The 21,465-nt window shown below is 74.3% G+C and carries 17 protein-coding genes; 3 read left to right on the forward strand and 14 right to left on the reverse strand.

Annotated elements, in window-relative coordinates; all coding sequences use genetic code 11:
* Window positions 1–15 precede the first annotated feature (15 nt).
* The 6 genes from ABFY07_RS20640 to ABFY07_RS20665 all read right to left on the reverse strand — a co-directional run bounded on the left by ABFY07_RS20640 (window position 16) and on the right by ABFY07_RS20665 (window position 8,160).
* Complete coding sequence (locus tag ABFY07_RS20640; RefSeq protein WP_346175909.1) at window positions 16–612, reverse strand: hypothetical protein; 597 nt, start codon at window positions 610–612, stop codon at window positions 16–18.
* Window positions 597–1,613, reverse strand: coding sequence for a ParA family protein (locus tag ABFY07_RS20645; protein ID WP_065958178.1), 1,017 nt, complete (start codon window positions 1,611–1,613; stop codon window positions 597–599). Before ABFY07_RS20645 ends, ABFY07_RS20640 begins: the two co-directional genes overlap by 16 nt.
* A gap of 512 nt (window positions 1,614–2,125) precedes the next feature.
* Window positions 2,126–3,241 (reverse strand): alanine dehydrogenase, encoded by a 1,116-nt coding sequence (ald, locus tag ABFY07_RS20650; RefSeq protein ID WP_346175930.1) that lies wholly within the window; start codon window positions 3,239–3,241, stop codon window positions 2,126–2,128.
* Window positions 3,242–3,384: 143 nt separating this feature from the next.
* On the reverse strand, window positions 3,385–5,538 hold the full coding sequence (locus ABFY07_RS20655; protein ID WP_428836970.1) for a tetratricopeptide repeat protein: 2,154 nt from the start codon (window positions 5,536–5,538) through the stop codon (window positions 3,385–3,387).
* A 211-nt stretch (window positions 5,539–5,749) separates the two neighbouring features.
* Complete coding sequence (locus ABFY07_RS20660; protein ID WP_346175910.1) at window positions 5,750–6,376, reverse strand: NUDIX domain-containing protein; 627 nt, start codon at window positions 6,374–6,376, stop codon at window positions 5,750–5,752.
* A gap of 107 nt (window positions 6,377–6,483) precedes the next feature.
* Window positions 6,484–8,160 carry a CTP synthase gene (locus tag ABFY07_RS20665; protein ID WP_346175911.1) on the reverse strand — a complete coding sequence of 559 codons (1,677 nt, stop codon included), beginning with the start codon at window positions 8,158–8,160 and terminating at the stop codon, window positions 6,484–6,486.
* 396 nt (window positions 8,161–8,556) lie between these two features.
* On the opposite strand from ABFY07_RS20665, the gene ABFY07_RS20670 reads away from it, so the two are divergent.
* The gene (locus ABFY07_RS20670; protein WP_065958186.1) at window positions 8,557–10,359 is read left to right on the forward strand and encodes a glycoside hydrolase family 15 protein; all 1,803 of its coding nucleotides are present in this window, start codon (window positions 8,557–8,559) and stop codon (window positions 10,357–10,359) included.
* A gap of 20 nt (window positions 10,360–10,379) precedes the next feature.
* Window positions 10,380–12,104 carry a PucR family transcriptional regulator gene (locus ABFY07_RS20675; protein WP_346175912.1) on the forward strand — a complete coding sequence of 575 codons (1,725 nt, stop codon included), beginning with the start codon at window positions 10,380–10,382 and terminating at the stop codon, window positions 12,102–12,104.
* Window positions 12,105–12,161: 57 nt separating this feature from the next.
* Here the strand turns inward: ABFY07_RS20675 and ABFY07_RS20680 are convergent, their stop codons facing one another.
* From ABFY07_RS20680 to ABFY07_RS20705, 6 genes are all read right to left on the reverse strand, one after another.
* On the reverse strand, window positions 12,162–13,373 hold the full coding sequence (locus tag ABFY07_RS20680) for a glycoside hydrolase family 64 protein (RefSeq protein ID WP_346175913.1): 1,212 nt from the start codon (window positions 13,371–13,373) through the stop codon (window positions 12,162–12,164).
* Window positions 13,374–13,538: 165 nt separating this feature from the next.
* Window positions 13,539–14,678 (reverse strand): glycosyltransferase family 4 protein, encoded by a 1,140-nt coding sequence (locus ABFY07_RS20685; protein ID WP_346175914.1) that lies wholly within the window; start codon window positions 14,676–14,678, stop codon window positions 13,539–13,541.
* Window positions 14,679–14,909: 231 nt separating this feature from the next.
* Window positions 14,910–16,661 carry a DNA repair protein RecN gene (gene recN, locus ABFY07_RS20690; RefSeq protein WP_346175915.1) on the reverse strand — a complete coding sequence of 584 codons (1,752 nt, stop codon included), beginning with the start codon at window positions 16,659–16,661 and terminating at the stop codon, window positions 14,910–14,912.
* A gap of 158 nt (window positions 16,662–16,819) precedes the next feature.
* Window positions 16,820–17,749: an NAD kinase gene (locus ABFY07_RS20695; protein WP_346175916.1), complete on the reverse strand. Its 930-nt coding sequence runs from the start codon at window positions 17,747–17,749 to the stop codon at window positions 16,820–16,822.
* Window positions 17,746–18,612 carry a TlyA family RNA methyltransferase gene (locus ABFY07_RS20700; protein ID WP_346175932.1) on the reverse strand — a complete coding sequence of 289 codons (867 nt, stop codon included), beginning with the start codon at window positions 18,610–18,612 and terminating at the stop codon, window positions 17,746–17,748. Before ABFY07_RS20700 ends, ABFY07_RS20695 begins: the two co-directional genes overlap by 4 nt.
* A gap of 69 nt (window positions 18,613–18,681) precedes the next feature.
* Complete coding sequence (locus tag ABFY07_RS20705; protein WP_346175917.1) at window positions 18,682–18,972, reverse strand: hypothetical protein; 291 nt, start codon at window positions 18,970–18,972, stop codon at window positions 18,682–18,684.
* Between the two features lie 65 nt (window positions 18,973–19,037).
* Here ABFY07_RS20705 and ABFY07_RS20710 point away from each other — a divergent pair, with 65 nt between their 5' ends.
* Window positions 19,038–19,385: a sterol-binding protein gene (locus tag ABFY07_RS20710; protein WP_346175918.1), complete on the forward strand. Its 348-nt coding sequence runs from the start codon at window positions 19,038–19,040 to the stop codon at window positions 19,383–19,385.
* On the opposite strand, the gene ABFY07_RS20715 is transcribed toward ABFY07_RS20710, so the two are convergent.
* Complete coding sequence (locus tag ABFY07_RS20715; RefSeq protein ID WP_346175933.1) at window positions 19,333–20,253, reverse strand: ABC transporter ATP-binding protein; 921 nt, start codon at window positions 20,251–20,253, stop codon at window positions 19,333–19,335. The genes ABFY07_RS20710 and ABFY07_RS20715 overlap by 53 nt on opposite strands.
* A 155-nt stretch (window positions 20,254–20,408) precedes the next feature.
* A complete protein-coding gene (locus ABFY07_RS20720; protein ID WP_428836972.1) occupies window positions 20,409–21,452 on the reverse strand; it encodes a FecCD family ABC transporter permease in 1,044 nt (347 codons plus the stop codon).
* Window positions 21,453–21,465: the final 13 nt, after the last annotated feature.

A 21,465-nucleotide genomic window follows, 5' to 3' on the forward strand; every position in this document is an offset into this window, starting at 1 on the left:
TATCGCCCGACCCCGTCAGCGACCGCGCAGGCGGCGCACCAGGATGCTCGCGTCGCCGCGCGACTCCAGGTCGGCGAGGACGACCGCGACCGCCTCGCGGACGATCCGCCCGCGGTCGACGGCGAGGCCGTGTTCGCCGCGCAGCACCAGCCGCGCGTGCTCGAGGTCCATCAGCTCCTCGGCGGAGACATAGACCGTGATCTTCTCGTCGTGGCGCTCACGGCCGCTGGGGCGGCGGTTGGCCGCGCGGCCGCGGCGGCGGGCGGGGCCCGCCTGGGCGGGCGCGGCCGGGCCGTCCTGCGGCTGGCGGGTGCCGCGCCGCTCCCCGCCGCCGGCCGGGCGGCGGTCGCCGACGGGTTCCGGGCGGGTGCCGGCCTCCCGGCCGCTGTGCTCGGCCGTCCCGGGCTGCTCCGCGCCCTCCGCGGCCCGCCGCTCCCCCGGGCCGCCCTCGGCCCCGTCGGGGGCCGCGTCGGGGTCGGCCGCCGGGGCGGGCACCCTGGCCTCGCCGCCCGTCTGGCGGCGGGAGGACGCAGGGGAGGACGACTGGAGCGCCATGCCTCCGGTGGTGCGGAACAGTTCGTCGGCTCCCGGCAGACTCACTCGGCGTGACACCGGGCGAGCACCTCCCTGGCGAGCTGGCGGTAGGCGGCGGCACCGACGGAGTTGGACGCGTACGTGGTGATCGGCTCACCCGCGACCGTGGTCTCGGGGAAGCGGACCGTGCGGCCGATGACCGTGTGGTAGACGTGGTCGTCGAACGCCTCGACCACCCGCGCCAGGACCTCACGGCTGTGCACGGTGCGCGAGTCGTACATCGTGGCGAGGATGCCGTCGAGTTCGAGGTCGGGGTTGAGCCGCTCCTGGACCTTCTCGATCGTCTCGGTGAGCAACGCCACACCGCGCAGGGCGAAGAACTCGCACTCGAGCGGCACGATCACCTTGTGCGCCGCGGTGAGCGCGTTCACGGTGAGCAGGCCGAGCGAGGGCTGGCAGTCGATGACGATGTAGTCGTAGTCCGCCATCAGCGGCTTGAGCGCGCGCTGCAGGGTGGACTCCCGGGCGACCTCACTGACCAGCTGCACCTCGGCGGCCGACAAGTCGATATTGCTGGGCAGCAGGTCCATGTTGGGCACGGCCGTCTTGAGCAGCACCTCGTCGGCCGACATGCCCCGCTCCATGAGCAGGTTGTAGACCGTGAGGTCGAGCTCCATCGGGTTGACGCCGAGGCCGACCGACAGGGCGCCCTGCGGGTCGAAGTCGACGAGCAGCACCCGGCGTCCGTATTCGGCGAGGGCCGCGCCCAGGTTGATGGTGGAGGTGGTCTTGCCGACGCCGCCCTTCTGGTTGCACATCGCGATGATCTTCGCGGGGCCGTGGTCGGTCAGCGGTCCGGGGATCGGGAAGTAGGGCAGCGGCCGCCCGGTGGGGCCGATGCGCTCGCGTCGCTGGCGGGCCGCGTCGGGCGCGAGTGTGGCCGCGTACTCGGGGTCCGGCTCGTACTCGGCGTCCGGGTCGTAGAAGTGCCCGTCGGGGAGGTCGTCGTAGTCGGCGAAGCGGGCGGGATCCATGCCCCCCTGGTCGCCGGCCATGGCGTTCACGTGATGGCCGTCCATGCTCTGACTCTGGTGGGCTGTCGTCATGTTCTGGTGCGTGGCGAAGGTGTGGACAGCGACAGAGCCGACAGCCTCGAGCCCCGTGGGACCCTGGCCCCGCGCAGCCGATCCTGGTTGACCACCCCCGGGAGAAAATGTCGACTCATTCACAAGTCGTCCTACCTCCTTGGTGACCAGGAAATTTCTAGATAGGTCAGCGTGACACCATGCCGACGGTTGGCGACTCTATGGCGTGTCGGCGGTTCGCAGCAACACAATCCACCGGAGACGGCAGGATGTGTCGGCAATCGAACACCGCGCTGTCAAGGGCGTATGGGGCGCGAAGCGAGGATTCCTCGACCGGCAAAGCGCCTGAATGGTTACTTTTAGGGCGAGTTGACAGAGAGGCCTGTCACCCGCGTTACGGGTCGTATCGGACACATCAACGGCCGGGTCCCGCCCTTCGGCAAGACCCGGCCGGATGCCCGTTATTGACCTGTTGTTGACGGTCGGAGTTGACCGCCCGGCCGGTTTCAGCCCAGCAGGGAGGTCAGTTCGACGGACGTCATACCGTGCGCCTCGGCGACCGGCCCGTAAACGACCTCGCCCTCATGGACGTTGAGCCCCTTGGCCAGCGCCGCGTCCCGGCGCAGCGCCTCCCGCCAGCCGCGGTTGGCCAGCTCCACGATGTACGGCAGCGTGGCGTTGGTGAGCGCGTGGGTGGAGGTGTTGGGCACCGCGCCCGGCATGTTGGCCACGCAGTAGAAGACCGACTCGTGGACCGTGAAGGTCGGCTCGGCGTGGGTGGTGGGCCGGGAGTCCTCGAAGCAGCCGCCCTGGTCGATCGCGATGTCGACAAGTACACTTCCGGGCTTCATCCGGGAGACCATCTCGTTGGTGACCAGCTTGGGCGCCTTGGCGCCGGGGATGAGCACCGCGCCGATGACGAGGTCGGCGGCGAGCACGGCCTTCTCCAGCTCGTAGGCGTTGGAGGAGATGGTCTGCACCCGGTTGCCGAAGATCTTGTCGGCCTCGCGCAGCTTGTTGATGTCCTTGTCGAGCAGGGTGACTTGGAAGCCCATGCCGAGGGCGATCTGCGCGGCGTTCCAGCCGGAGACGCCGCCGCCGATGACCACGGCCCGGCCGGCCGCCACGCCCGGGACCCCGCCGGGCAGCACCCCGCGCCCGCCGGCCGACCGCATCAGGTGGTACGCGCCGACCTGGGGCGCGATGCGGCCCGCGACCTCGGACATCGGGGCGAGCAGCGGCAGCGCGCGGCCCGCGGTCTCGACCGTCTCGTAGGCGATGGCGGTGGTGCCGGACTCCAGCAGCGCGTCCGTGCAGGCGCGGGAGGCGGCCAGGTGGAGGTAGGTGAAGAGGGTCTGGTCCTTGCGCAGCCGGTGGTACTCCTCCGCGATGGGCTCCTTGACCTTCAGCAGCAGGTCGGCGGTGGCCCAGACGTCGTCCGCGGAGCCGAGGATGCCCGCGCCGGCGGCCGTGTACTCCTCGTCCGTGATGGAGGAGCCGAGGCCGGCGCCCCGCTCCACGAAGACCTCATGGCCGCCGCGGACCAGCTCATGCACCCCGGCGGGGGTGATGGCCACGCGGAACTCGTTGTTCTTGACCTCGCGGGGAATGCCGACCTTCACGTCGATCACGGTCCTTGAATCTGGGGGGATATCCGGGTTTTACGCAGACAAACCGGAATGCGTCCGCATGCCGGAGACGACCGCAACAATCGCGGTACACCCAGTCTAATGAAGGATGCCGCACTGTCTAGCCTTGCATTGCATCAATCTTCCGCTGATCCACCACTGATTTCGTAGGTCGTCGACCGCTGTCGGGCCGCCAGTCGCCGCGCGGCGCGCCGATGCGCCTCCGCCGCCCCCGGATCGCCGAGCCGGTCCAGGGCGTCCGCGGCCCGCAGCGCCCCCTGCGGATTGCCCGCCCGGCGGAAGGCGGCCCCGGCCGCCCGCCAGGAGCGCAGCGCCTCGCCCCACTGGCCGGTGCGGGAGTGGACCGCGCCCAGCCGCTCGTACAGCCTGGCCTCGCCGATCCGGTCGCCGCGGGACAGCCGCAGCTCGAGCGCGCGCCCGTACCAGTCGGCCGCCCGGTGCCAGTCCCCCAGGTCCTCGTAGGTGCAGCCGATGGACTCCAGCGAGCGCCCGGTGGTGTACGGGTCGCCCGCCTCCCGGGCCGCCTCCAGGGCGTGCTTGTAGCGGACCAGCGACTCCTCCACCCGGCCCGCCCGCGCGTCCAGGTCGCCCAGGTTGAGCAGCGCCGCGGCCTCCTCGACCGGCAGGTCGCGGCGGCGGGCCACGTCGAGCACCAGCCGGTGCAGCCCGTACAGCTCGGGGGCGGCCTCCTCGGCGCTCCGGTGGGCGCCGAGCGCGTGCGTCAGCGCGCCCACCAGGCGGCGCGCCAGCGTGTCGAGCCCGCCGTCCTCGACGGCCAGCCGGGCGGCCTCCAGCAGCACCGGCAGCCGCGACTCCAGCCACTCGGCGGCGGCCGCCGACGAGGGGAACCGCAGCGGCCGCGGCATCCCCGCCAGCTTCCTGCGGGCGGCCGAGCCGGGCGGCTCGGCCGCCAGGCGGCAGGCGTGGAGCTGCCGCACGGTCCGCTCCAGCATCCGGGCCCCCGCCAGCTCCACCTCGGCCGGGCGCTCCTGGGCGCGCAGCGCCGCCCGCAGCATCGGCACCAGACAGCCGGGCACCAGGTACTGGCGCTGCCCCAGCGGGCGCAGCAGACCGTGGGCGACGAAGCCCTCCAGCGCGGCCTCGGCGTCCGGCACCGAGCAGCCGGCCAGCGCGGACGCCAGGTGCGGGTCGGCCCAGCCGCCGGGCGCGAGCACCAGCAGCCGCAGCAGCCGGGCGGCGGCGGGCGGCAGCGCCTCGTACGCCAGCCGGAAGGCGCGGGCCAGCGGGCGCGCGCCGCGGTCCTGGTCGCCGACGGTCGGCGGCAGCTCCCGCAGCCGCTTCACCGCGTCGGCGACGGACGCCATGGGGCGGGCGGCGAGCCAGCCGCCGGCCAGGACCAGCGCGGCGGGCTGGCCGCCGCACTCCTCGACGAGCGACTGCGCGGCCGTCGGGTCGACGGTGATGCGGGTCGCCCCGGCGTACTGCGCAAGCAGCCCGATGGCCGCGCTCACATCGAGCCCGCCGAGCGTGCACGGCCGCACATCGGGCACCCCGGTCAACGGGCCCCGCGAGACGGCGACGACCAGGCTGTCCGGCGCGTCCGGCAGCAGCGCGTCCACCTGCTCGGCGCCGACCGCGTCGTCGAACAGCAGCAGAGCGCGCTTGCCCGCCAGCGCGTCGCGCAGCGCCTCGCACAGCTCGTCCTCGTCCGCCCCGGCCACGACCTTCACCCCGAGCACGGCCAGCAGGTCGCGGGCGGTCCGCTCCAGAGGCACCGGATCGCCGGCCGAGGTGGCCAGCCGCGCGCGCAGCACCCCGTCGGGGTAGTCCTCGGCCAGCCGCCGCACCAGCTCCTCGGCCAGCGCGGTACGGCCCGAACCGGGGCGGCCCGCGATCAGCAGCACCCGGCTGCGGGGCGCCTTGCGGCCGGCGAGGGTGTCCAGGCCGGCCCGCTCGATGTCGGCCCGCAGCGCCAGCAGCTCGCGCCGCCGCCCCGCGAAGCCCGAGCCCACGGAGGCCGCCGCCGCGAACAGCACGGCGCGCGTCGCGCCGCTCCACAGGCCGCCCGCGTCGCGTTCGGACGCCTGCCGGTCGGACGCCTGCCGGTCGAGGGGAGGCTCGGCGCGCCCGGCGGGGGCCGGAGCCTGCCCGGCGGGGGGTTCCGCGCGCCCGGTCGCGGGGCGGTCGGCGGCCCGGGGCGACGGGGTGGCGCGGCGGGGCGCGGGGCGGGGCTGGGATCCGGCGGCAGGCGGCGGCTGCCGCCTTTGGGGGGTCGGCGCCCCATCGGTGTCGACCGCCTGCTCCGCCACGGGCCCCACTCCCGTCCACCTGCGCGTACGAACCCGCCGCGGGTGCGGTCGGGATCCCTCCGAGCGTAGTTCACCGCGCGTCAGCGCTCCGGCACTCCCGGCCGATGCGGCGGAGAGAAAATCACCTGATCGGATGCGCCGATGTTCGGATTGGGGTGGTCTTTCCAGTCTTCCCCAAGGAGCGCGGCCGCGGCCGGGCCCGGGGGTGGTGCTACGCCTCGAAGGGACGGGCCGGCCAGGGGGCGTTCGCCGGGCGGAGGGCCTCGAAGCCGGCGCCCGTCCGCGCCGCGAGGGCCGCCAGGGCGCCGACCGCCAGGCAGGTGTTGTGCAGTTCGCCCGCCAGGACGCCGGCGACCAGATCGTCGAGGGGGACGCGGGCCAGCTCCATGTCCGCCTCCTCGTGGTCCCCCTCGTACCGCTCGCCCTCGGCGTCGGAGATCCCCCGGGCCAGGAAGATCCGCACGGCCTCGTCACTGCCGCCCGGCGAGGGGTAGACGTCGGTCAGCACCCGCCAGTCCTCGGCCTTGACGTGGGCCTCCTCGTACAGCTCCCGCTGGGCGGCGTGCAGCGGGTTCTCGCCGGGTACGTCGAGCAGGCCGGCCGGGATCTCCCACAGCCGCTGCCGCACCGGGTGGCGGTACTGGCGCACCACGACCACACGGCCCTCGCCGTCGAGGGCGAGGACGGCCACCGACCCGGGGTGGGTCTGGTAGTCGCGGGACGACCGGGAGCCGTCGGGCATGACCACCTCGTCGGTGCGCACACCGGTCTTGTGGCCGGTGAACGGCGTCTCGGTGGCGGTGACCCGCCACTCCTCGGGGGTGTCCGTGATGCGCATGTTTCCTCTCAGCAACGCTTGTGGCTCGGCTCGCAAGCGAACCGAGCCGGCGGGTGGGCCCGGGCGGGGGCGGCGGGGGCCGCTTCCGCCCGGGCCCACCGTAGCCCTCAGGCCCCCGCGCGCTGTCCGGCCTCGGCCGACTGCCGGGCCACGGCGGCCTTCACCAGGCCCGCGAAGAGCGGGTGCGGGCGGGTCGGCCGGGAGCGCAGCTCCGGGTGGGCCTGGGTGCCGACCAGGTACGGGTGCACCTCGCGCGGGTACTCCACGTACTCGACCAGCTTGTTGTCGGGCGAGGTGCCGGAGAACAGCAGGCCGGCCTTCTTCTCCAGCTCACCGCGGTAGGAGTTGTTGACCTCGTAGCGGTGGCGGTGGCGCTCCTCGACGTACGGCTGGTCGCCGTAGACCTCGCGGACGATCGAGCCCTCGGCGAGCTTGGCCGGGTACATGCCCAGCCGCATGGTGCCGCCCATGTCGCCCTCGCCCGCGACGATGTCGAGCTGCTCGGCCATGGTGGAGATCACCGGGTCGCTGGTGGCGGGCTCGAACTCGGTGGAGTTGGCGCCCTCGATGCCCGCCAGGTTCCGCGCCGCCTCGATGACGATGCACTGCAGGCCCAGGCACAGCCCCAGCAGCGGGATCTTGTTCTCGCGGGCGTAGGTGATCGCGCCGACCTTGCCGTTCACCCCGCGGTCGCCGAAGCCGCCGGGAACGCAGATCGCGTCGACGTCGGCCAGCTGCTGCCGGGCGCCGGCGGGCGTGCGGCAGTCGTCGGAGGTCACCCACTTGATCTTGACGCGGGCGTTGTTGGCGAAGCCGCCGGCGCGCAGCGCCTCGGTCACCGACAGATAGGCGTCGGGCAGGTCGATGTACTTGCCGACCAGCGCCACGGTGACCTCGTGGTCGGGCTGGTGGACCCGCTTGAGCAGGTCGTCCCACTGGGTCCACTCGACATCGCGGAAGGGCAGGTCGAGGCGGCGCACCACATAGGCGTCCAGGCCCTCGGAGTGGAGCACCTTGGGGATGTCGTAGATCGACTTGGCGTCGATGGCGGCGACCACGGCGGCCTCGTCGACGTCGCACATCAGCGAGATCTTGCGCTTGATGGAGGTCGGGACCTCGCGGTCGGCGCGCAGCACGATCGCGTCGGGCTGGATGCCGATGTTGCGCAGGGCGGCGACCGAGTGCTGGGTGGGCTTGGTCTTGAGCTCGCCGGACGGGCCGATGTAGGGCAGCAGCGAGATGTGCACCACGAAGACGTTGTCCCGGCCGACCTCGTGCCGGACCTGGCGCACGGCCTCCAGGAAGGGCAGCGACTCGATGTCGCCGACGGTCCCGCCGACCTCGGTGATCACGACGTCCACGTCGTCCGTCGCCATCCGCCGGATGCGGTGCTTGATCTCGTTGGTGATGTGCGGGATGACCTGCACGGTGTCGCCGAGGTACTCGCCGCGCCGCTCCTTGGCGATCACGGTGGAGTAGACCTGGCCGGTGGTCACGTTGGCCGAGCCGTCGAGGTCCACGTCCAGGAACCGCTCGTAGTGGCCGATGTCCAGGTCGGTCTCGGCGCCGTCGTTGGTGACGAAGACCTCGCCGTGCTGGAACGGGTTCATGGTGCCCGGGTCGACGTTCAGGTACGGGTCGAGCTTCTGCATGGTCACGCGCAGACCGCGCGCCTTGAGGAGGGCACCCAGGCTGGAGGCGGTCAGGCCCTTGCCGAGTGAGGAAGCGACACCCCCGGTGACGAAGATGTGCTTGGTCGTCGTTGGCTTAGCGGCAATGGCCAAGAGGGGGCTCCCGTGGTCGCGAGGTGAGGGGCGGGGTGCGGCAGCCGCCCCGGTTTTCCGGGGGCGCCGTCGGTGAGGTTCGGGGGGTTTGCGCCCACCGCTCCACGGGCTACCAGGGTATCAGTGCGCCCTGGGGACCGCGGGGGGTGCGACTGCGCGACCGGTCGAACACCATGCGTGACCTGGCCACCCGATCGGCCGCCGGGATCCGAGCCACGATGTGGGACGGCTCGAGCGGATCACTGTTCTCCGTCGTATCCTGCTCGGACGCAATGCTGCGAGCCGGCCGGCTAGGCACCACCAGCACGCCCCCGGAACCAAGCGCTCGTCGAGAACTTCCGAGACCGTGGAAAAATGCCTTTCAGGGCACCGCGGCCGTTCGAATGGGGATAGTACGTGGCCGGGCGTATCGAGGACTACGCACTGATCGGTGATATGCAGACCGCCGCCCTGGTCTGCAGAGACGGCACGGTCGACTGGCTTTGTCTGCCGCGCTTCGATTCGCATGCCGTCTTCGCCGGGCTGCTGGGCACCGAGGAGCACGGCTTCTGGCGCCTGGGGCCCGCCCAGGCCGCGGGCGCCACGCCCCCGGCCGCCGACCGCCGCCGCTACCGAGGGGACTCGCTGGTCCTCGAGTCGGAGTGGGACACCCCGCGCGGCACGGTCCGCGTGATCGACTTCATGCCGCCGCGCGACGGGGCCCCGCAGCTGGTGCGGATCGTCGAGGGCGTCAGCGGCCGGGTGCCGATGCGCTCGGCGCTGCGGATGCGCTTCTCGTACGGCTGGGTCGTGCCGTGGGTGCACAAGATCGACGCGCGGACGGTCGCCGTCGCCGGACCCGACTCGGTGTGGCTGGACACCGAGGTCGACACCTACGGCAAGGACCTGACCACCTACTCGGACTTCACGGTCGCCCCCGGCGACCGGATCGCGTTCACCATCAGCTGGCAGCCCTCGCACCGCGAGGCGCCCGCGCTGCCGGATCCGGAGGGCGCCCTGGAGGCGACCGAGGTCTTCTGGCGCGAGTGGGTCGAGCATTGCACGTACCACGGCCCCTACCGGGACGCGGTGGTCCGCTCGCTGATCACCCTCAAGGCGCTCACCTACGCCCCCACCGGCGGCATCGTCGCCGCGCCCACCACCTCGCTGCCCGAGGAGATCGGCGGCGTCCGCAACTGGGACTACCGCTACACCTGGCTGCGGGACGCGGCGATCACCCTGTCGTCCCTGCTGCGCACCGGCTACCGCGAGGAGGCGCGCGCCTGGCGCGAGTGGCTGCTGCGCGCGGTCGCGGGCGACCCGGAGAACCTCCAGATCATGTACGGCATCGCGGGCGAGCGCGAGCTGGGCGAGGCCGAGCTGCCCTGGCTGCCCGGCTACGAGGGCTCCCAGCCCGTCCGGGTGGGCAACGGCGCGGCCGGACAGCTCCAGCTGGACGTGTACGGCGAGGTCACCGAGGCGTTGCACCTGGCGCACATGACCGGCCTGGCCCGCAACGACTACGCGAGCGTGCTGCAGCTGAAGCTGATCCGCTACCTCGAGGAGCACTGGGACGAGCCGGACGAGGGCATCTGGGAGGTGCGCGGGCCGCGCCGGCACTTCGTGCACTCCAAGGTGATGGCCTGGGTCGCGGTGGACCGCACCGTCAAGCTCATCGAATCGGGCGACGTGGACGGGCCGTTGGACCGCTGGCGTGAGCTGCGCGACGAGATCCACCGCGATGTGTGCGAGAAGGGCTACGACGCCGAGCGCAACACCTTCACCCAGTCCTACGGCTCCCGGGAGCTGGACGCCTCGCTGCTGCTGATCCCGCAGATGGGCTTCCTGCCGCCGGACGACAAGCGGGTCATCGGGACCATCGAGGCCATCCAGCGGGAGCTGTCGACCCCCGACGGCTTCGTCCTGCGCTACCCGACGGCCGGCGAGGACGCGGGCGTGGACGGCCTGGAGGGCGACGAGGGGGCCTTCCTGGCCTGCTCGTTCTGGCTCGCCGACGACCTGGCGATGATCGGGCGGGTCGACGAGGCGCGCAAGCTCTTCGAGAAGCTGCTCTCGCTCCGCAACGACCTGGGGCTGCTGGCCGAGGAGTGGGACCCGCGGCTGCAGCGGCAGGTGGGCAACTTCCCGCAGGCCTTCAGCCATGTGCCGCTGATCGACACGGCGCTGCGGCTGACCGCGTCCGGGGCGTACGGAGGGTAGGCCAGGTCACGTACCCGCCCATGGCACCGCACGGGCCCGGGCCACAGGGGTCCGGGCCGCAGGGGTCCGGGCCGCAGGGGACGATCACCGTGGCGCGGGCCCTGGAGCTCCCCGCCCTGCGCCGCGGGCTGCCCGAGGTCGTGGCCGCCGAGGACGGCCTCGACCGGCCGGTGCGCTGGGTCCACGCGGGCGAGGCCCCCAACATCGCCTCCCTGCTCAAGGGCGGCGAGCTGCTGCTCACCCAGGGGCTGGGCGTCGGCCCGCGCGCGGCCGAGCAGCGGGCCTTCGTCCGCAGGCTCGCCGAACGCGGGATCGCGGCGCTGGTGGTGGAGCTGGGGTCCCGGTTCACCACGCTGCCGGCCGCGGTGGTCGACACGGCGCGCTCCCACGGGCTGCCGCTGGTGCAGCTCCACCGCGAAGTGCCGTTCGTCGCGGTCACCGAGGAGATCCACACCGAGATCGTCAATGAGCACTACGCGGTGCTGCGCCGGGCCGAGGTGGTGCACCGCGAGTGCACCGAGGTGCTGCTGCGCGGCGGCGGGGTGCCCGAGATCCTGCGGCTGTTCGCCCGGTTCGCGGGCAATCCGGTCTTCCTGGAGTCCCCCGAGGGGCAGCTGTGGTACGCGGCGGGGCCGGGCCCGGGTGATCCCCGGCCGACGGGCACCGATCCGCTGCAGGTGTGGGAGGGGCTCCGGGCGCGGCGCGCCGACCGGCGCCCCGAGCCGCCGGCGGGCAGCGTGGTGGCGGACGTCCCGGGCGGCGGGCCGGGGCCGGGCACCGTACGGGCGCGGCTGACCGTGCTGCCGGTCGCCGGGCCGCTGGCCCCGGTGCACCGGCTGGCCGCGGAGCGGACCGCCGACCTGCTGGCGGTGGTGTTGCTGCGCGCCCGCCAGGAGGAGGAGCTGACCGCGCGCGGGCGCGGGGACTTCCTCGCCGATCTCGCCGAGGGCCGGATCGCGCCCGCCGACGCCCCCGCCCAGGCCAGGGTGCTGGGCTTCCGGCCGGGCGACGGGCCGCTGCTGCCGGTGGTGATGCGGCTGACCGACCTGGCGGACCCTCCGGGGCTCGGCCCCCTGGAGCCGGGGCAGGGCCCGGGCGCGCGGGAGAGCTGGGCGGCGCTGGCCCACGCATTGCGGGACGAGCTGGCGGGGGTGGGGGCGCCGGTGCTGCTGGGCGTACGGCTCCCGGAGCGGCGGGTCCCGCTGCTGGTGGGGCTGCGGGACGCGGCGGAGCGCGGCGCGGTGGCCGAGCGGGTCGCGGCGGCCCTGCGCGCCGGGGTGGAGCGGGCCTGGCCGGAGCGGGCCGGGGCGCGCCCGCCGGTGGTGGTCGCCGGGCTCCCGGGCGGCTGGGACGCGGTCGGCGCCGAGCTGCGCCACGCCGCGCAGGCGGCGAGCGCGGCGCGCGGGCTGACCGACCGCCCCTGGCACGACGTACGGAGCCTGGATGTCGACCTGTTGCTGTGGCGACTGCGCGAGCACGGCGACCTGGCTGCCTTTGTCGACCGGGTGATCGGCCCGCTGCTCGCCCACGACCGCGCGGCCAGGCCGCCGCTGGTCCCGACGCTGGAGGCGTATCTGCGGCACGCGGGCCGCAAGGCGGAGACGGCCCGCGCGCTGCACCTCAACCGCCAGACGCTGTACGACCGGCTGGCGCGGATCGGCCGGCTGCTGGGCAGCGACCTGGAGGACCCCCAGACGGTGCTCGCGCTGAGCCTGGCCCTCCAGGCCCGCCGCCATGTGCGCTGAGCGGCGCGTTCACCGGACCCATTCACCCGACCGGGGGGGTTTCCGCCTCGGAAGACCTCAGAAGGGGGTCAGGGTGAGCGTGGCGGCCGTCGGGGCGGTGTCCTGGATGTACGAGGCGAAGTCGGCGACGTCGTCGAAGGCGAAGCCGTACGCCTTGCCGTCGGCGGCCGCCGCGTGCATGGCCTTGGCGTAGTGGTTGGTGACCGGTGAGGTGTAGAAGGCGGCCGGGTCGGTGGTCGGCTGGGCGGCCGTGCTGTGCAGGGTGGTGCGGTTGAAACCCGCGCCGAGGACGGCCGCGACCGGGCCCGTGGTGCCGTCGTTGGGGGCGGCCAGCGCGCCGTCGCAGAAGAGCACGTCCCGGGTGGAGGGCTTGGCGAAGGACACGGAGGCGGGGCCGGTGAAGGACAGCCTCCCGCCGCTCACCCGGCCGGTGAAGGTGCCCGCGTTGGTGGTGACCCTGAGGTCCTTCGCGGCGTAGGCGGCCCACACCTGGTCGATGTAGCCGGCGAGGTAGTCCTTGGCGAACAGCCCCGCGTCCAGGCCGTGTCCGGGGGCGATGACCCGCAGGCCGTCGCCGAGCACCAGGGGCGCGAAGGCCTCGACGGCCAAGAGGTCGGCGAAGACCCTGGCGCGGGCGCCGTTCTTGAGCGTGCCGGTGGTCTGGTCCTTCGCCCCGGTGAGGCGGATGGACATCGGGACGCTGAACATGTCGACCATGGTGGTGTTGCAGAACATCCCGGCGGAGTTGAAGGTGAACTCCGCGCAGTCGTGCAGCACGCGGTAGTTGGGGTCGCTCGCCACCCAGCCCGCCGGGTACTGCAGGGCCGGGTTGCCCGCGCCGTCGGTGACCGCCTTGAACTTGAGCTTGGAGCCGAGCGCGACATAGATCCGGCCGGACATCGGGGGCAGGGTCAGCCGGGTGTCCCCGCTCGCGGCGAGCGGGATGGCGTAGTCGGTCCAGCCGTCGGGTCCGTTGTCGGACAGCGCGATGGGGGCGACCTTGCCGTCCGGGGTGACCCGGACCTGCCGGCCGCCCTCGTTGCCGACGATGTAGACCCATATCGACGCGTTGCCGAACTGGCCCGTGCGGTTGACGACCGTGAGCGGCAGCGTGGCGGCGCGCTCCGCCGAGTGGGGACGGCCGGCGGCGAGGTCAGCCGCGTCGGCGCGGCCGCCCGCGAGGGTGAGGCCGGAACCGGCGGCAGCGGCGGCGGCGAGCCCGCCGAGCAGCCTCCTGCGGCTGAATGTTCCACTTCTCATCGTGCTCATGACATGTACTCCTCGGCGTCGTGGGGGTGTGCCGGGACAGGGTGGGGGGCGGCGGGAGAGATCGTCGTGAGAGCGCTCTCTCGCTCCTTGCGCAGCACCCTGCCCATCACCCGCCCCGGGCGTCAAGCACTTCGCCGACTCAGGTCTGAACCAATCGCGAACCTGTCACCCCGATGCCAACTCGTCGTAGACGCTGAGGACATGGGCGACCGTGTCGTCCTCCGTGGGCCAGCCCGCCGTCCGCGCCCGCCCCGCCGCCGCCAGCTCCGCCCGGCGCACCGGGTCCCCCAGCAGCCGGATCACCGCGCCCGCCAGGGCCTCCGGCTCCCCGTACGGCACCAGCTCCGCCGCCTCCCCCACCAGCTCCGGCACCCCGCCGACCGCCGTGGCCACCAGCGGCACGCCCGCGTGCAGCGCCTCCTGGGCCAGCAGCGACCGCGCCTCCCACCGGCTGGAGAGCACCGCGACATCGGCGGCCGCCAGCAGCGCGGGCACATCGTCCCGGCGGCCCAGCAGCCGCACCGGCAGTTCCTCGGCGTCGATCCGGCGCTGCAGCGCCGCCCGGCCCGCCCCCTCCCCCGCGATCACCAGCAGCGGCTGGGGGTCCAGCGCCCGCCACACCCGGGCCGCGTCCAGCAGCGGCCAAAAGCCCCGGTCCGTCACCAGTCGGCCCACCGCCAGCAGCAACGGCCGCTCCACAGAACCGAGTTCGGCCCGCGCCTTCTGCCGCCACCCGTCCTCCCTGGAGGGCGTACGGCCCGGCGCGGGCACCGCGACCGGCGCGAGCCGGGCATCGCGCGCCCCCCGCGCCCGTGCCCGGTCCACCAGGTCCGACGACGCGCCGAGCACGATCGCGGCCCGGCGCGCCACCCTGCGCTCCATGAGGCCCACGGCACGCGCCCGCGCGCCCTCGGCATACGGCTTGGTGTGCCAGGTGACGAGCAGCGGCACGCCCCGGCCGCGCAGCGCCAGCGCGGCCAGCAGCCCGGGCCGCAGGCCGTGCGCGTGCACCAGCCCCGCCTCCGCCCCGGCCGCCCGCAGCGCCGCGACGGCCCCCGCGTCCGTACGGGCGTCCAGCCCCTCGAACCGCGCGCCCGCCTCCGTGAACCCGTACCCCCGCTCCGCCCGCCGCGGCCCGCACACGGTCACCCGCAGCCCGCGCGCCACCAACCCGGCCGTCAGCGACCGGACGTGCACGCCGCTGCCGGAGCTGCCGCCGCCGAGCACCTGGAGGATGTGCAGGGGCGGCTGCCCGTGCGGGTTCCCGTGCGGCGGGGCCGGGGTGCTGCTCACGGTGCTGCTCACGCGGGACGGGCTCCTGAGGGGACGGCGATCGGGCGTGGGGCGTGGGCGCGCGGCGGTGCGGGTGCGCTCCGCCCAGGATGCCAGCCCGCGGGCCGCCCCCGGCGCCACGGCCCCGCCGCACCCCCGCCGTTGGCTCGCCCGTACGTCCAGGAGTTCACCCGTACGGGGGGGCGGCGCCGGCGACCCCGGGGCGCCGCTGGTGGCCCCGGGGCGGCGCCCCGGGGCGCGCGGTCAGCGGCCCGCGCGGGCGGTGGCCAGAAGCTCCTCCGCGTGGGCCCGCGCGAGCTCCGAGTCCTCCTGGCCCGCGAGCATGCGCGACAGCTCCCGCACGCGGTCCTCGCCCTCCATCGCCTTCACACCGCTGCGCGTGACCGCCCCGTCGTTGGTCTTCTCCACCACCAGGTGCCGGTCGGCGAAGGCCGCGACCTGGGGCAGATGGGTGACGACCACGACCTGCGCGGTCCGGGCCAGCTTGGCCAGGCGCCGGCCGACCTCGACCGCCGCCTTGCCGCCGACGCCCTGGTCGACCTCGTCGAACAGATAGGTCGGCACGGGGTCGGCACCCGCGAAGACCACCTCCACCGCGAGCATCACCCGGGACAGCTCACCGCCCGAGGCGCCCTTGGCGATCGGGCGGGGCGGGGCGCCCGGGTGGGGTGCGAGGAGCAGCTCGACCTCGTCGGCCCCGTGCGGCCCGAACTGCACCGCGCGGCCGCCCACCTCGATGCCCGCCGGCTCCTCGGCGGCCTCGGTCTGGCTGATCGCGAAGCTGACCCGGGCGTGCGGCATCGCCAGGGACGCCAGCTCCGCGGTCACCGCGTCGGCGAAGCGCGCCGCCGCCTCCGTACGGGCGTCGGTGAGCGCCTGCGCGAGCTCGCCCAGTTCGGCGCGGAGCGCGTCGCGCTCGGCGGTCAGCTCGCCGATGCGGTCGTCGTCGCCGTCCAGCTCGGCCAGCCGGGCGGCGCTCCGCTCGGCCCAGGCCAGCACGTCGGCGATGTCCTCGCCGTACTTGCGGGTCAGGTGGGACAGCGCGGCCCGGCGCTCCTCGACGGCCGCCAGCCGCAGCGGGTCGGCGTCCAGGTCGTCCGCGTAGCCCGCGAGCTCCCCGGCCACATCGGACAGCAGGATGCCGACCTCGGCGATCCGGTCGGCGAGCGCGGCGAGCGCCGGGTCGTGGGAGCGGACGCCCTCCAGCGCCCGGTGCGCGCCCGCGACCAGGGCCCCCGCGTCCACCCCCTCGGGGTCCTCCGGGTGCCCGGCCAGGGCGGTGTGCGCGGCGGTGGCGGCGGAGGCCAGGGCCTCGGCGTGGCCGAGGCGCTCCGCCTCCGCGGCCAGCTCGGCGTCCTCTCCCGGCAGCGGCTCGGCCGCGGCGATCTCCTCGAGGCCGAAGCGCAGCAGATCCGCCTCCTGCGCCCGCTCCCGCGCCCGGGTGGTCAGCTCGTCCAGCTCGGCGCTGACCGCGCGCAGCCGCCGGTAGGCGGCCGCGTACTTCTCCAGCGGCCCCGCGACCGCCTCCCCCGCGTACCGGTCGAGCGCCTGGCGCTGCCGGGCCGGGCGCAGCAGGCCCTGCTGGTCGGTCTGGCCGTGCACGGCCACCAACTCGTCCGCCAGCTCGGCCAGCAGTCCCACGGGCACCGAGCGGCCGCCCACATGGGCGCGCGAGCGGCCCTCTGCGGAGATCGTGCGGCTGATCAGCAGCGCGCCGTCGTCCAGTTCGGCGCCCGCCTCCTCGGCCCGGACGGCGGCCGACGACCGCCCGTCCACCGTGATCCGGCCCTCGACGACCGCCGCCTTCGCCCCGATCCGCACCAGGGCGGCGTCGGCCCGCCCGCCCAGCAGCAGGCCGAGGCTGGTGACGACCATGGTCTTGCCCGCGCCGGTCTCACCGGTCACCGCGGTGAAACCGGGTGACAGTTCGACGACGGCGTCATCGATGACGCCCAGGGCACGTATCCGCATCTCCTCCAGCACGCCCACGACCATACGAGGTTTCGCGGGCCCGATGCGACGGGGCTCCCTCCTTCGGGACGCCTTGTGCCCGTACGTGACGCCGTTGCCCGTACCTGATGTCGTGCCCGTACCTGACGCCGGTGCCCGTACCTGACGCTGTTGCCCTACGTGACGCCGTGCCCCCGTGCCGTCTAGTGCGGCGCGCCGCGCCAGCCGGCGACCGGGAGGGCGAACTTCGCCACCAGCCGGTCGGTGAAGGACGCGTGGTGCAGCCGGGCCAGCCGCACCGGCACCGCGCCCCGCCGCACCTCGACCCGCGCGCCCGCGGGCAGTTCGACGGTGCGCCGCCCGTCGCACCACAGCACCCCGTGCGGGGTCTGCGGCTGCACTTCGACGGCGAGCACCGAGCGCGGCGAGGTGACCAGGGGCTTGGCGAAGAGGGCGTGCGCGCTGATGGGGACCATCAGCAGCGCCTCGACCTCGGGCCACACCACCGGGCCGCCGGCCGAGAAGGCGTAGGCGGTCGAGCCGGTGGGGGTCGCGCAGACCACGCCGTCGCCGCCGAAGCGGGAGACGGGGCGGCCGTCGACCTCGGTGACGACCTCCAGCAGGCGCTCGCGCGCGGCCTTCTCGACCGACGCCTCGTTCAGCGCCCAGTCGGTGTGCACGATCTGCCCGTCGGTGCGGACCAGCACATCGAGGGTCATCCGCTCCTCGACCTCGTAGGACCGGGTCACGACGCGATCCACGACCTTGTCGAGGTCGTCCCGCTCGGCCTCGGCGAGGAAGCCGACCCGGCCCAGGTTGACCCCGAGCATCGGCACCCCGGAGATGCGTGAGAACTCCGCTCCGCGCAGCAGCGTGCCGTCGCCGCCGAGGACCACCAGCAGCTCGCAGCCGTCCAGCACGTCCGGACCGGCCTCGACCAGCTCGACCTCGGCCGGCAGCGGCAGGTCCGCGGCCTCCGCGGCCAGCACCCGCACCCCGATGCCGCAGCGCAGCAGGCCCTGGACGACGAGCTCGGCGCTGCGGATGGCCGCGGGGCGGCCGGTGTGCGCGAGCAGGAACACGGTGCGCTCGGCTGCTGCCGAAGCTGCTTGTGAAGCTCCTGAAGTGGTCAACTGGGCCCCTCCGCCACTGCACGGTCGACATCGGCCGGGTCGAGTGCCGGCGCCCCGGCGCGCATCCACAGAAAGTACTCGACGTTGCCCGACGGGCCGGGCAACGGGCTCGCGGTGACCCCCAGGACACCCAGCCCCAGCCCCGCCGCCTGCTCGGCGACCGTACGGACGGCCTCGGCGCGCAGCCGCGCGCTGCGCACCACCCCGCCGCTGCCCAGCCGCTCCTTGCCGACCTCGAACTGGGGCTTGACCATCAGCACCAGGTCGGCGTCGGGCGCGGCGCAGCGCACCAGGGCGGGCAGCACCAGCCCCAGCGGGATGAAGGACAGGTCACCGACGACCAGGTCCACGGGGTCACCGCCGATCTGCTCGAGCGTCAATTCACGTACGTTCGTACGGTCCTTGACGGTGACCCGTTCATCGCTCTGCAGGGACCACGCGAGTTGTCCGTATCCGACGTCGACGGCGACGACATGGGCGGCGCCGGCGCGCAGCAGCACATCGGTGAAGCCCCCGGTGGACGCCCCGGCGTCCAGGGCGCGCCGCCCGGCGACCTTCAGGCCGCCGCCTCCCGAGCCGTCCCCGGGGGCGGGCGCGCCGGTCCTTTCGCGGTACTCCTCGCTGAAGGCGAGCAGCGCGCCCGCGAGCTTGTGGCCGCCGCGCGACACGTAGTCCGGGTCGCTGTCGTCCTTGCTGACCACCAGCGCCACGCTGGTCTCCACCTGGGTGGCGGGTTTGGTCGCGGTCCGCCCGGCGACGGTCACCCGGCCCGCGGCGATCAGCTGGCTCGCGTGCTCGCGCGAGCGGGCCAGCTTGCGGCGCACCAGCTCCGCGTCGAGTCGTACGCGTCGTGGGCGGGTCACTGCCACGGGTGGTTCAGCTCCTGTCGTCTGCTGCGTGTCTTCTGGTGCGGCGGCCGGTGGGGCGGCCGCTCAGGGGGCGGCGGGCGGTGCGGGGGCCGGAGGGCCGGGCCGGCGGTCCAGGGCGGTCAGCGCGTCGCGCAGGCCCCGGTGGACATCCTCGTACACCTCCAGATGGCCGCTCGCGGCGAGGTGGTCGGCGTCGGCCAGCCGGTCCAGCCAGGCGTCGATGTCGGCGACCCCGGTGGGTGTGCGGGTGACCCCGAGCGGCGCGGGATCCGCCGGGCGCGCCGCCTCGGCGGACGGCCCCGGCACGGGCTCCGGCGTCGGCTCGGGCCGCGCGCCCTCCATCGGCTCACTCATGGTCCCGACGCTACCGCGAATCGCTCATCCTCCGACGTACGGGACCTGGGGTACCGTCTGTCGCGATGGCGACCATGGAGGAGTGCCGCAGCGCACTCGAGAAGCTGGCGGAGAACCTGGCGGGCGCGGACGGGGACCTCCGCAGCGCCGCCGCGCTCGACCGCTCGGTGAGCTGCCGTGTCACCGACCTCGACGTCACCTTCCTCGGACGTCTCACCGGCGGCCGCATAGAGGACGTGACGGCCGTGCCGGGCCTGCCCTCCGAGCGCGCCGAGATCCGGCTGACGATGTCCGGCGACGACCTGGTGGCCCTGGTCGGCGGCGAGCTGCACTTCGCGCGCGCCTGGGGCAGCGGCCGGGTCAAGCTGGAGGCCGGGTTCCGCGATCTGCTGCGGCTGCGGAAGCTGCTGTAGCCCCGGCCATCGCCCTCGCGGCCGCTCCCCCGGCCACGGCTCCAGTCCCGGTGCCGGCCCCCGCCGTACGGGACCTCCGGGCGGCGGGCACCACCAGCGGGGTGCCGGTCTCGGGGTCGTCGATGACCTGGCAGCGCAGCCCGAAGACCCGCTCCACCAGCTCGGCGGTCACCACCTCGCCGGGCGGGCCCTCGGCGACCACCTCCCCGCCGCGCATCGCGATCAGGTGGGTGGCGTAGCGGGCGGCGTGGTTGAGGTCGTGGAGGACGGCGACGAGGGTGCGGCCCTGCTCCTCGTGGAGCTGGGCGCACAGGTCGAGGACGTCGATCTGGTGCTGGATGTCCAGGTAGGTCGTCGGCTCGTCGAGGAGCAGCAGCGGGGTCTGCTGGGCGATGGCCATGGCGATCCACACCCGCTGCCGCTGGCCGCCGGACAGTTCGTCGACATAGCGGTCCGCCAGCTCGGCGACGCCGGTCGCCGCCATCGACTCGCCGACGATCCGCTCGTCCGTCTCCGACCACTGCCGCAGCAGCCCCTGGTGCGGATAGCGGCCGCGTGCCACCAGGTCCGCGACGGTGATCCCGTCCGGCGCGATCGAGGACTGCGGCAGCAGTCCGAGGGTGCGGGCGACCTTCTTGGCGGGCAGCGAGCCGATCGCCTGCCCGTCCAGCAGCACCGAGCCGGTGGTCGGCCTGAGCATCCGGGACAGGGCGCGCAGCAGCGTGGACTTGCCGCAGGCGTTGGGCCCGACGATCACGGTGAAGGAGTGGTCGGGGATGGCCACGGAGAGGTCTTCGGCCACGGTGCGCCGGTCGTAGGCGAGGGTGAGTCCTTCGGCGGTGAGCCGCTGTCGGGTGTCCTTGCGCATGCCGTCCGTACCTTCCGTGCCCACGGTGCCCCCTGTGCCCTCTGTGTCGCTCATGCCGTTCCTGCCGTCCCCGCCGTTCCTGCCGTCCTCGCCGTCCCCGCCGTTCCTGCCGTCCTCGCCGTCCTCGCCGTTCCTTCCGTCCCTTGGGTGCCTCGTCATATGCGCCCCGCCCGGCGCTCGGTGATCAGCAGGCCCAGCAGGTAGCAGCCGCCCAGCACGCCGGTCACCACGCCCACCGGGAGCTGGTCCGCCCCGAAGAGCCGCTGCGCGGACCAGTCGGCGGTGATCAGCAGGGCCGCGCCCATCAGGGCGGCGGGCAGCAGGTTCGGCCCGGTGGCGCGGGTGAGCCTGCGGGCCAGCTGCGGCGCGACGAGCGCGACGAAGGCGACGGGCCCGGCGGCGGACGTGGCGGCCGCGGTCAGCACGACGGCGCCCAGGACCATCACCAGCCGGGTCCGCTCGACCCGCACCCCCAGGGCGTACGCGCTGTCGTCGCCCATCTCCAGCATCCGCAGCTCCCTGGCGTGGCCGAGCACCAGCGGCAGCACGACCGCGCACACGCAGGCCAGGGGCACCACCTGCCCCCAGTCCCGCCCGTTGAGCGAGCCGGTCAGCCACACCATGGCGCGCGAGGCGTCCACCAGGTCGGCCTTGGTCAGCAGATAGCCGTTGACGGCGCTCAGCATCGCGGACGCGCCGATGCCCACGAGCACCAGCCGGTAGCCGTGCACGCCCTTCCGCCAGGCCAGCGCGTAGACGCCGAGCCCGGTCAGCAGCCCGCCCGCCACGGCCCCGGCCGCGACCTCGTTCGGGCCGCCCTGGAACAGCACGATGACCGTGAGCGCCCCGGCCGCCGACCCCTGTCCGAAGCCGACCACGTCCGGGCTGCCCAGCGGGTTGCGGGACACGCTCTGGAAGAGCGCTCCCGCCAGGCCGAGGGAGGCGCCCACGAGCAGCCCGACCAGGACGCGCGGCAGCCGCAGCTCGTTGACGATGTAGTCCTGGATCGTGGTGCCGCCCCCGAAGAGGGTGCGTACGACGTCGCCGGGCGCCATCGAGAAGTCGCCGGTGCCGATCAGCACCACGCTCATGCCCAGCGCCACGACGGCCAGCGCCAGCCCCACCAGCGCCGCCCGGACGTCCACCCGGAGCGACAGCCCGCCGCGGGTCCGCAGGGTGGTCCCCCGCACCGGGGCCAGGGGCGCCGTACCG

Source organism: Streptomyces sparsogenes subsp. cuspidosporus (assembly GCF_039532705.1).
Lineage (GTDB): Bacteria > Actinomycetota > Actinomycetes > Streptomycetales > Streptomycetaceae > Streptomyces > Streptomyces sparsogenes.

Bases quoted from the DNA above. Each gene is read 5' to 3' on its own strand.
- ABFY07_RS20705 (WP_346175917.1), bottom strand. From the start codon at position 18,972: ATGAGTGAGCCGATGGAGGGCGCGCGGCCCGAGCCGACGCCGGAGCCC.
- ABFY07_RS20660 (WP_346175910.1), bottom strand. From the start codon at position 6,376: ATGCGCATCACGGACACCCCCGAGGAGTGGCGGGTCACCGCCACCGAG.
- ABFY07_RS20680 (WP_346175913.1), bottom strand. From the start codon at position 13,373: ATGAGCACGATGAGAAGTGGAACATTCAGCCGCAGGAGGCTGCTCGGC.
- ABFY07_RS20710 (WP_346175918.1), top strand. From the start codon at position 19,038: ATGGCGACCATGGAGGAGTGCCGCAGCGCACTCGAGAAGCTGGCGGAG.
- recN (WP_346175915.1), bottom strand. From the start codon at position 16,661: ATGGTCGTGGGCGTGCTGGAGGAGATGCGGATACGTGCCCTGGGCGTC.
- ABFY07_RS20675 (WP_346175912.1), top strand. From the start codon at position 10,380: ATGGCACCGCACGGGCCCGGGCCACAGGGGTCCGGGCCGCAGGGGTCC.
- ABFY07_RS20715 (WP_346175933.1), bottom strand. From the start codon at position 20,253: ATGCGCAAGGACACCCGACAGCGGCTCACCGCCGAAGGACTCACCCTC.
- ABFY07_RS20645 (WP_065958178.1), bottom strand. From the start codon at position 1,613: ATGGACGGCCATCACGTGAACGCCATGGCCGGCGACCAGGGGGGCATG.